The following is an 8,758-nucleotide window of genomic DNA, read 5'->3' as shown; positions in this document are numbered from 1 at the left end:
TGAAGGCGTTGGACAGCATGAAGCAGACGTCCGAAGCGCTCGAGAAGGAAGTCGAAAAGTCCAAAGGCTATATTGCCCGCGCCGAAGGTCAGGCTCAAGCGGTCGAGGCAACGCAGGGAAGCGGTTTGCTCGCGGCGTTGGAGGCGTGAGCGTCTTCGTCGTACAAGGTAAAATATGAACAATCCCGCATCCAACGCAAACGAAACACTAACCGCGGCAGCTCGGTCGCTGCGCAACGTGCGTATGATGCCCATAGGCTCGAAGTCGCAGGCGCTGCGCCGCGCGCATTACTGGCGGAAACTCAGTAAGGCCGTGATCGCGGTCGGCGCCGTTATGATCGGTGCCGGAATTGTCGGCGCAATCATCGACGGCATTGGCTTTTGGGGTGTAATGATCACTGTGATTGTTGGCGCTGCTGCCGCTTATCTCATGATGAGATATCCCGAAATGCCAATGCCGACGATCGAAAGTCTCCGCCAAACGGATTTGGCGACATTAGCCGGCAAGACCGAAATCTGGCTTGAAGCGCAGCGTCCCGCTTTGCCAGCGCCAGCGGTAACGTTGATGCAGGACATCGGTTTGCGGCTGGACCAGCTTGCACCGCAGTTGCAGACATTAGACGAAAACGACCCCGCGGCGCGTGAAGTGCGCAAGCTGGTGGGGGAGCATTTGCCTGAGCTGATCAACGGCTATAAGAAAATTCCCGACAGCCTGAAAAACAAGGAATATGCTGGTAAAACGCCAGTACAGCAACTCGTTGACGGACTTAAAACCATCGACCGTGAAATTGAAACTATGACCGGGCAGATTTCTCGGGGGGAGCTGGATAAACTAGCAGTGCGTGGCCGGTACCTGGAAATGCGCTACGATGATCCGGGTGCAAACGGACGCGTGGTTTAAGCTAAATACTATTCGCCACCAACGGTTGTGCCGTTGCCTTTATCGGTCGCTTCGTCCTATCAGTCATATCATAGGAAAAGGGGACAGCTTTTGGATCGGTCAGGGCTGAAGACAGAAATTTTCGGCACACTTGCCAACGGCGAAACTGTTGAAGCGGTCACCTTAACAAACGCCAATGGCATGTCAGTTAAAATTATTGGTTATGGCGCCTCCATTCAGTCCGTTTGCGTGCCCGATGCGCAAGGTCGGTTTGCAGATGTAACCACTGGTTATGCAACGCTGGATGAATATGTTACCCAGCCGCAGTTTTATGGGGCCACCATTGGCCGTGTTGCCAACCGGATTGCGCATGCGCGCTTCACTCTAGACGACGAAGAATATACTGTTCCTACCAATGATGGCACCAATTCATTGCATGGCGGCGATGTGGGATTTGATAAGGTGAACTGGACAGTGACGACGTGCGATGCGGCGGCGTTGTCGGTCACGCTGCGGTATTTTAGCCCCCATGGCGATCAAGGCTATCCCGGCAATTTGAACGTGACCGCAACCTATCAGCTTAGCGCAGATAATGCGCTTTCGGTAACCTATCGCGCGACGACTGATGCCCCCACGTGCGTTAATCTGACCAATCATGCATATTGGCACTTGAGCGGTGAGGGCGCGCCGCATGATGCGATGGACCATCTTCTGACAATACCGGCGGAGCATTACTTGCCGGTAGACAGTGGCCTTATTCCAACCGGAGAGCGCCGGAGCGTCGCGGGCAGTGTGTTTGATTTTCGGACGCCTAAGCCAATCCGTGATCATGTCCGCGATTTTGCTGACGCACAATTGCGGCATGGGCGCGGCTATGACCATAATTGGATTATCGATCAGGACGTCGCCTCAGAAGCACGTATTCTCGCTGAATTGAAAGATCCACATTCGGGACGGACGATGACGTTGCTATCGAACCAGCCCGGTGTGCAATTTTACGCAGGTAACTTTTTTGATGGTTCAACCACGGGCAAGGCTGGTAAAAGTTATCATATCGGCGATGCCATTGCACTGGAGCCACAAATGTTTCCAGACGCGCCCAACCAGCCATCCTTTGCGTCGGTTGCACTGCATCCGGGGGATGTTTACGAGAATGTCATCGTGTGGCAGTTTGGTACAACAGCGGGTGCGTGATTATGCTCTCATGACGACCATACAAAGGCTCGGAATAACCATGCCGATTGTGCAAGCCCCTATGGCTGGCATTTCCACCCCCACGATGGCAGCCGCGGTGTCCAAGGCGGGAGGGCTTGGTTCGATTGCCATTGGCGCCACGGACGTTGCGGGCGCGCGCTTCATGATAACCGAAACCCGCGCACTAACCGACCGCCCTTTTAATGTTAACCTGTTTGTCCATGCTGAACCCAAAGCGGATGAAGCGCGTGCGCAAAATTGGTTGAACGCATTACGGCCGCTGTTCCAAATTCATGGAGCCGAGCCGGCAGCGACCTTGCGGCAGCTTGGAATGCTATTCCGTCCGATAACCGTCCTGAAGAGCCTTGGGCGCAAATTGAATTCGGAGAGTCAAGGTAACTGACGACGGGTACCCGAAGTGAGCGCTCTGTGTCCAAATGCTGTCCTTCTGCTTTGCGCACAAATGCTGCCGCAAGCAGCGTGTACGGATGCTACTATAACAGACGTCAACCCTCTTACGCGCAGTGTCCCCCGCCAGGCGCCGCTTGCCAGCTTCCATGCCGGCTGCGTTGTTATCTTCGATAATAGTTGCAGCATTTGCGCCGCTGCCGTTTTGATCGCGGACCTAAGCAGGGCTCTCATTATGGTCGGCTATCGTATCGCAATGTTGTTGAACTGCAATCAAAACTAACAAACTGGGGCATTAGGACCCCCAACTTTCCATGCTCATTTCATAAGATGTAAAAGACAAAATAGTAAATTATTGAAATATGGATATAAAATGTCTTCCTGGGCTATTTCTTGGCTAGCACTGAACTCGCCACATGTTTCCTGCGCGCTCAACGGACTGTGCAATAATCCATTGGGAGCTTGCGCGGCTAGATACTAGATATCCCCCGCTACAGCGTGAGCAATGAGCCTATGACTTGTTCGCGCGCCGCGCGGTACGCCATACCATTTTGTGCTTGTATGATAGGCCACCTGATACTAACATTGTTCCACAATATAAGGGGATGATAATGCCATGTTGAATGTAAATCTGACTGGAAAAGTTGCGGTTATCACTGGTTCGAGCCGTGGAATTGGTAAGGGTATCGCCCTGATTTACGGTCAGGCTGGCGCGAAGATTGTGGTCTCAAGCCGTACTCTCTCCGCCTGTCAGGAAGTCGTCGACGAAATCGAGGCCGCCGGTGGCGAAGCCATAGCGGTGGCTTGCGATATCGTGTCCAAGCCGGACTGCGCCAATCTGATTGACAGCGCCCGGAAGGCCTTCGGCAAGATCGACATCTTGGTCTGTAACGCGGCACTCAATCCCTGGTACGGTTCTCTTATCGACCTGCCGGATGAGACCTACGACCTCTGCATGAACGCCAACGTCCGCAGCCCTTTGTGGCTGATCCAGATGGTTTTCCCCGAAATGAAGGAGCGCCGTGATGGCAGCATCATTTTGATCTCCTCCGGGGCGGGCATGTTTGGCCTCGAGACGCTGGGGCTTTATGCAATAACTAAGGCCGCCGAAATGCAGCTGGGGCGGAACATCGCAGTCGAAGGCGGGCCTTTCAATGTGCGGGCCAATGTGATCGCACCCGGTCTGATCGACACGGACTTCGCGGCGCCGGTGAAGGCTCTGCCGGAAATGTACAATTCGATCATGTCGCAAATCCCGCTGCGGCGGATTGGCACGGTCGAAGAAGTTGCTGGTGCGGCGCTATTCCTTGTATCCGACCTCGGAACATTCATGAATGGCCATACGATGATGTGCGATGGCGGCACCACGATCTACAAGCCCGGTTGAGCAGAATAGACCTTTTGAGGAAGCATCCAGCATGTCCAACGATTTCACGCCGCCACGGGTGGTCATCTACGGCACCGGCCAATTCGGATGCCTGATCGCCAGTAAGCTGGTCGAAAAGGGCTGGCCTGTCGTCGGTGCTGTCAACCGTGCAGGGCCAAAGGTTGGCCAGGATCTCGGCCGGCTCGCTGGCATGGGCTGGGACCTCGGCGTGATCGTGCAGGACTGCGAAACGGCGGATTATGGGGCGATGCAGGCCGACATAGGGCTGGTCGTGACCGCGGATGCGCCGGCCGACAATATGGCTGCCTACACGCACCTGTTCGAAGCTGGGATCAACGTGCTGTGCCACGGCGGCGGATCGATGTACGCTTGGGATTTCGATCACGAGACGGCAACGATGATCGATGCTCTGGCGCGCCAGCACGGGGTGACTTTCACCGGGGGCGGGGCCTGGGATCTTGGCAGGGTATGGCCGGGTATCCTAGTCGCCGGAGCCTGCACCGCAATCACTTCTATGGAGCACATGTCGCTGACCAATCTGAGTAGCGCCACGCCGGCCTCGAAGCGGCTGATTGAAGCCTATGGGGTGGGCCTGAAGGCCGATGCGTTCCGCGAAACCATGGATGCGAACCTCAGTCCCTACAGCTTCATCTATCGCACTGTGCCGCCGCATGTGCTGTCGGGACTGGGCTTCACCGTTACCAATACTTCGCAGCGGATTGAGCCCGTGCTCCATGACGTTGCTACGCGGTGCAACGCGCTTGAGCGCGACATTGTACCCGGCGAGGCCTGCGGGATGAAGGTGATCGTGGTTGCGGAGACGCGCGAGGGTGTAACCTGCACCGGGGAATTTGTGTTCGAGCTCGCCGGTGAGCGCGGAGAACACTTCACCTGGACAGTCGACGGTGATGCCAGCAACCGCATTATCTTCGAGCGGCTCAACTCGATCGGGACGACCGTTGGCCTGATGGTCAACCGCATCCCCGATGTAATCGCCGCGCCGTCCGGGGTCCAAGAGATCGCCAGACTGGGCCCGCCGAAAAGCTCGGCCAGCTTTTGAATTGTATAGATAGAAACTAACGAGAGAGGAGATCATTATCGTGATTACGGAGACTGCGGATCTGAGGTCCCTGCGGATTGCGCCACAGGTGCTCGTCGAAATGGCAAAGCGTGAAGCCGGGATCGATATCGACGATATTGCCACGTTCGAGCCTCTGACTCGCTTCTGCGACTCTGCCGCCCGCTCCGCCGAACTGACTGCCGAGGGAGAGACCCTGTTACTGGGCAAGCTGAAGGCATTCCTGAAAAATCGCCTGCGCTTCCTGCGCGATATCGCCGCACACCCCGAAATCCTCGATGAACAAGTTTCCATCGGCATCGTCATTTACGGGCTGCCCCGCGCTGGCACGAGCAAGCTGCAGAAGCTGCTCGCGGCTTCAGGAGACTTCAACTATATGAATTTGTGGCAAGGCCTCTACCCAGCGCTGCTGACCGGTGACCGTAACGAATCGCCTGACGAACGCATCCGCAAGGGCAAGGACTGGGTTAAGTGGAACAGCGCTCGCTCACCCAACTTCCTTTCCGCACACCCGTTTGACGCCGAGAGCGCCGACGAGGAAATGTTCGCGATGCAGCAGGGCATGCTCTACTACCCGATGAGCGCTTATGCCGAATGCCCAGAGTATCTGGAATGGCTAGTCACTCAGCCGCCAGAGGCGCCGCTAGTCTTCCTGAAGCAGATCCTTCAGTATATGCAGTGGCAGGGCTACGCCACCGCCGACAAGCCATGGCTGCTGAAGTGCCCAGCGCATATGGCCATGGAGGGCATTTTTCTCAGCATCTTTCCCGATGCTCGGTTCGTGTTCCCGCACCGCAATCCGCAGAGCCAGTTCGGCTCATGTCTGGGCATGTCGCAGGCGTTCCGTGCCCCCTTCAGCGACAAGCTCACCGATGGCCGTCAAGTTATCAAGCTACTTGCCCCGTTCATCGGCGCTCACTTTGCAATGCGGGAACAGATTCCAGATCTTAAGGTCCTGGACCTCGATTATCTAGAGGTCGTGTCCAAACCAGAAATCACAGCCCGCAAGGTTTATGAATTTTGGGATAAGCCGCTGTCCGATGCCGCGTTGGCTCGGATGCTCGACTGGGATGCCCGTAATCCTCAGGGCAAGCATGGCACCAACAAGTTCACGATGGAAGACTTCGGTATAAACTGGCAAGAATTCGAGCCAGACTACCGCGAATACAGCGAATGGCTGGCTACCAACAAGGCTAGGATGTAGATGCAGGGCCCCCACTTGACCCGCCCGTCACCCCGCAGATCAATCCGAACATCAACTTCATTAGCCATAGACTGCCTTCCTTCGACCCTCTCAGCCTAATTAGGAAGTTAGCGAATGAACATAGAATTTTGTGCACGATTTGTGCATAGCTAAAAAGCTTTATTTAAGCCGTAATCAGCACATCGTTGCGTTTAAATATTGTTATATATCAATATTTTGAATGGCGCGCCGTAGATGATGAAACTGATAACATGTATGTAGTTGATATTATGTTATAAATTATTGACGTGAGAAGATATACGGCTGTTGTTTCAAACCCGAAGAATTAATCCGTGTGTTTCAGACTAACGCAGTGTTGCAAGGGCTTAGCAAGGCGACTGAAGTAAGAAACGATGTAAATGTCTGCTTTGCGCCCAAATGCAGTCATTATAAGCGCCGGCGGGCTCCCCCATAAGCGGACATTGCATCATCAAGTTTGATATGCCTATTGGGACCAGCTTTCCAGTCCAAGATCCTCAGATTTCCCCATCAGACTAACGAATGACGCCGCTCAGGCAAGGTCTGAAGGATTCGGGTCTAGCATTTCAACATTTTATCGGGCAGCGTCCGTTGCATTATCGGGAGAAAAATGAACATCGCCAAATCTTTCCTTGCAAGTATCCTTGGACTTTTTTTGCCAGTTGCGGGTCAAGCAACAAAGCGACCCTATTAGAATGTAAAATCCACGATTATCTTGTTCCGGTGATTGTCGAAAAGGACCGCATTGTATTGCAGTTCGCTGGTGGCAAAAAAGTTTACGACTTGGTGCCGGATCACTGGCACTACGTAACTGAAGAGGATGCGTCATTGATTGATCATGTCGTCGGGCGACCCGTGTTTGTGACGGGGTTCATTTCTCGAGGTTCAGGGAATCTTTGGATCTCTGATAGCAGAGGCGCCAAACATGAATTATTGAGGGTCGATGCTCTAAGTTCGTTCCAAAGGTCTAGAGGAGTGTCAGGAGCAAATGAATAAGACTTTAGTCGCCCGGTTTGCGCATGTACGGCTGGGGGATACCTCTATGTATTTCGATCCGGCCAACCTGGATCGTCTGGCATGAGCGATTTGGAGACCCGGATCGACCGCCTGGAATCGCGCGCGGCGATCGAGCAGCTGGCGATCCGCTATGCGCTTGCTGTCGACGGGCGTAACCTTGATGCATGGACTGCGTTGTTCGTTCCCGATGTGGCCTGCGGGCAGCATGGCGTGGGCCGCGAGGTTTTGCGCAGGCTTATCGATCCGGTACTGCGGACCTTCTACCGTTCGGTGCATCAAATCTGTGGCCACCGCATCATGTTTGAAGAACGCGACGCCGCGACTGGGATTGTTTACTGCCGCGCAGAGCATGAGGATGGCGATCGCTGGATCGTCATGGCCATTGCCTATTTCGACGAATATCGGCGCGAGGCAGGCGAATGGTATTTCGTGCGGCGCCGTGAAAAGCACTGGTATGCAGCCGATTGGGAAGAACGGCCGCGCGCCCCGTTTACCGGATGGGATACGCACCCGCGACCGCCCCAGCTTCCTGGGGATTTCGCAAGCTGGTCGGACTTCTGGAAAATGGAAAAAAGTAGCCGCATCAATGATGTGACGGTGCAGCCGGTCGGAGACAAGGATGCACAATAGTCGGCGCTTTCACAGCCGGCCCGCCATGGCATAGCTCGACATGTCGGGCAGGTGGTGCCCCCCGTCCACGATCAATTCCTGCCCGGTCACGAAATGCGAGGTGGGTGAGCAGAAGAACTGGACCGCGTTGGCGATATCGCTGGGCAGGCCGGCCCGCTTCATCGGAATGTTGGGGACGATCAGATCGCGGGTCGCATTGTCCATCCGGGCATCGCGGTCATCGATGATCAGCCCCGGCTCGATGACGTTGACCGTCGCCTGATGCTTCGCAAATTCCAGCGCGAGGCTTTTGCACAGCCCGTTCATGCCCGATTTTGAGGCGGCATAGGCGTCGAGGCCGGCCAGCCAGGCGTGATTGCCGATAAGTGACGATATTGCGACGAAACGCCCGCCGGGTCGCTCCTTGAACTGCTGCAGAACGGCGCGCGCCAGCCACATCACGGTGTAGAGATTGGTGCGCAGCACCCGGTCGAATTCCTCGTCGGCCAGTGCTTCGAACGGCGTGAACGGAAATATCCCGCTGTTGTGGACCACAATGTCGAGCCCGCCGAAGGCATCGACTGCTGTGGCAATCGCAGTGTCGCAAGCCTCGCGGTTCGACAGGTCCACAGCCAGCAGGCGAACGTCGCCGCCGGCGGCCTGCAGTTCTTCCACCACGTCGCGCCCGCTTGCCTCGGTTCGGGTGGCAATTAAGACCTTTGCACCGTTGCTGGCCAGCTGGGTCGCGATCACTCGGCCAATCCCGCGCCCGCCGCCGGTGACCAACGCGACTTTCCCTTCGAGATCGACCTTCATTGTTGCATCACCTCACGAAACTGACCGGCCCCCACTGAGTGGTTCGACCTGTTTGTTAGCGCATGATCGCCTCCTTGGCCAGTGTTGGCCGAAGGTGGAGCGCAGCGGAACCGGAGGACGGCACTGGCCAAGGATAGGCCTCTGGCGC

General features: G+C 55.6%; 9 protein-coding genes and 2 pseudogenes. 9 read left to right on the top strand and 2 right to left on the bottom strand.

The features are described 5' to 3' along the window. The 9 genes and pseudogenes from ACIQ2T_RS10105 to ACIQ2T_RS10065 form a co-directional block, all read left to right on the top strand. Positions 1 to 149 (top strand): annotated as a pseudogene (locus tag ACIQ2T_RS10105) (toxic anion resistance protein); the annotation flags it as partial. A 25-nt stretch (positions 150 to 174) separates the two neighbouring features. Further along, on the top strand, positions 175 to 900 hold the full coding sequence (locus ACIQ2T_RS10100; protein WP_397590699.1) for a hypothetical protein: 726 nt from the start codon (positions 175 to 177) through the stop codon (positions 898 to 900). Positions 901 to 990: 90 nt separating this feature from the next. Next, on the top strand, positions 991 to 2,073 hold the full coding sequence (locus ACIQ2T_RS10095) for an aldose epimerase family protein (protein ID WP_397590698.1): 1,083 nt from the start codon (positions 991 to 993) through the stop codon (positions 2,071 to 2,073). Next, positions 2,021 to 2,476, top strand: coding sequence for an NAD(P)H-dependent flavin oxidoreductase (locus ACIQ2T_RS10090; protein WP_397590697.1), 456 nt, complete (start codon positions 2,021 to 2,023; stop codon positions 2,474 to 2,476). The genes ACIQ2T_RS10095 and ACIQ2T_RS10090 overlap by 53 nt, the downstream gene beginning before the upstream one ends. A gap of 621 nt (positions 2,477 to 3,097) precedes the next feature. After that, on the top strand, positions 3,098 to 3,868 hold the full coding sequence (locus ACIQ2T_RS10085) for an SDR family NAD(P)-dependent oxidoreductase (protein WP_397590696.1): 771 nt from the start codon (positions 3,098 to 3,100) through the stop codon (positions 3,866 to 3,868). Positions 3,869 to 3,899: 31 nt separating this feature from the next. Beyond that, positions 3,900 to 4,928, top strand: a complete 1,029-nt coding sequence (locus tag ACIQ2T_RS10080) for a hypothetical protein (RefSeq protein ID WP_397590695.1) — start codon at positions 3,900 to 3,902, stop codon at positions 4,926 to 4,928. Between the two features lie 40 nt (positions 4,929 to 4,968). Beyond that, a complete protein-coding gene (locus ACIQ2T_RS10075; protein ID WP_397590694.1) occupies positions 4,969 to 6,150 on the top strand; it encodes a sulfotransferase family protein in 1,182 nt (393 codons plus the stop codon). A gap of 540 nt (positions 6,151 to 6,690) precedes the next feature. Continuing rightward, positions 6,691 to 7,164, top strand: coding sequence for a hypothetical protein (locus ACIQ2T_RS10070; protein WP_397590693.1), 474 nt, complete (start codon positions 6,691 to 6,693; stop codon positions 7,162 to 7,164). 81 nt (positions 7,165 to 7,245) lie between these two features. Further along, positions 7,246 to 7,815 carry a nuclear transport factor 2 family protein gene (locus ACIQ2T_RS10065; RefSeq protein ID WP_397590692.1) on the top strand — a complete coding sequence of 190 codons (570 nt, stop codon included), beginning with the start codon at positions 7,246 to 7,248 and terminating at the stop codon, positions 7,813 to 7,815. Positions 7,816 to 7,824: 9 nt separating this feature from the next. Here ACIQ2T_RS10065 and ACIQ2T_RS10060 read toward each other — a convergent pair whose 3' ends face one another. Continuing rightward, complete coding sequence (locus ACIQ2T_RS10060; RefSeq protein WP_397590691.1) at positions 7,825 to 8,610, bottom strand: SDR family NAD(P)-dependent oxidoreductase; 786 nt, start codon at positions 8,608 to 8,610, stop codon at positions 7,825 to 7,827. Between the two features lie 55 nt (positions 8,611 to 8,665). After that, positions 8,666 to 8,758 (bottom strand): annotated as a pseudogene (locus ACIQ2T_RS10055) (integrase catalytic subunit); the annotation flags it as partial.

This window comes from Sphingorhabdus sp., assembly GCF_044357595.1.
In the GTDB taxonomy this organism is placed as follows: domain Bacteria; phylum Pseudomonadota; class Alphaproteobacteria; order Sphingomonadales; family Sphingomonadaceae; genus Sphingorhabdus_B.
Note: the sequence above shows the minus strand (reverse complement) of the source record. Positions and strands in the feature narration are given on the sequence as shown.

Bases quoted from the DNA above. Each gene is read 5' to 3' on its own strand.
- ACIQ2T_RS10070 (WP_397590693.1), top strand. From the start codon at position 6,691: ATGACGCCGCTCAGGCAAGGTCTGAAGGATTCGGGTCTAGCATTTCAA.
- ACIQ2T_RS10090 (WP_397590697.1), top strand. From the start codon at position 2,021: ATGTTTACGAGAATGTCATCGTGTGGCAGTTTGGTACAACAGCGGGTG.
- ACIQ2T_RS10080 (WP_397590695.1), top strand. From the start codon at position 3,900: ATGTCCAACGATTTCACGCCGCCACGGGTGGTCATCTACGGCACCGGC.
- ACIQ2T_RS10060 (WP_397590691.1), bottom strand. From the start codon at position 8,610: ATGAAGGTCGATCTCGAAGGGAAAGTCGCGTTGGTCACCGGCGGCGGG.
- ACIQ2T_RS10085 (WP_397590696.1), top strand. From the start codon at position 3,098: ATGTTGAATGTAAATCTGACTGGAAAAGTTGCGGTTATCACTGGTTCG.
- ACIQ2T_RS10100 (WP_397590699.1), top strand. From the start codon at position 175: ATGAACAATCCCGCATCCAACGCAAACGAAACACTAACCGCGGCAGCT.
- ACIQ2T_RS10065 (WP_397590692.1), top strand. From the start codon at position 7,246: ATGAGCGATTTGGAGACCCGGATCGACCGCCTGGAATCGCGCGCGGCG.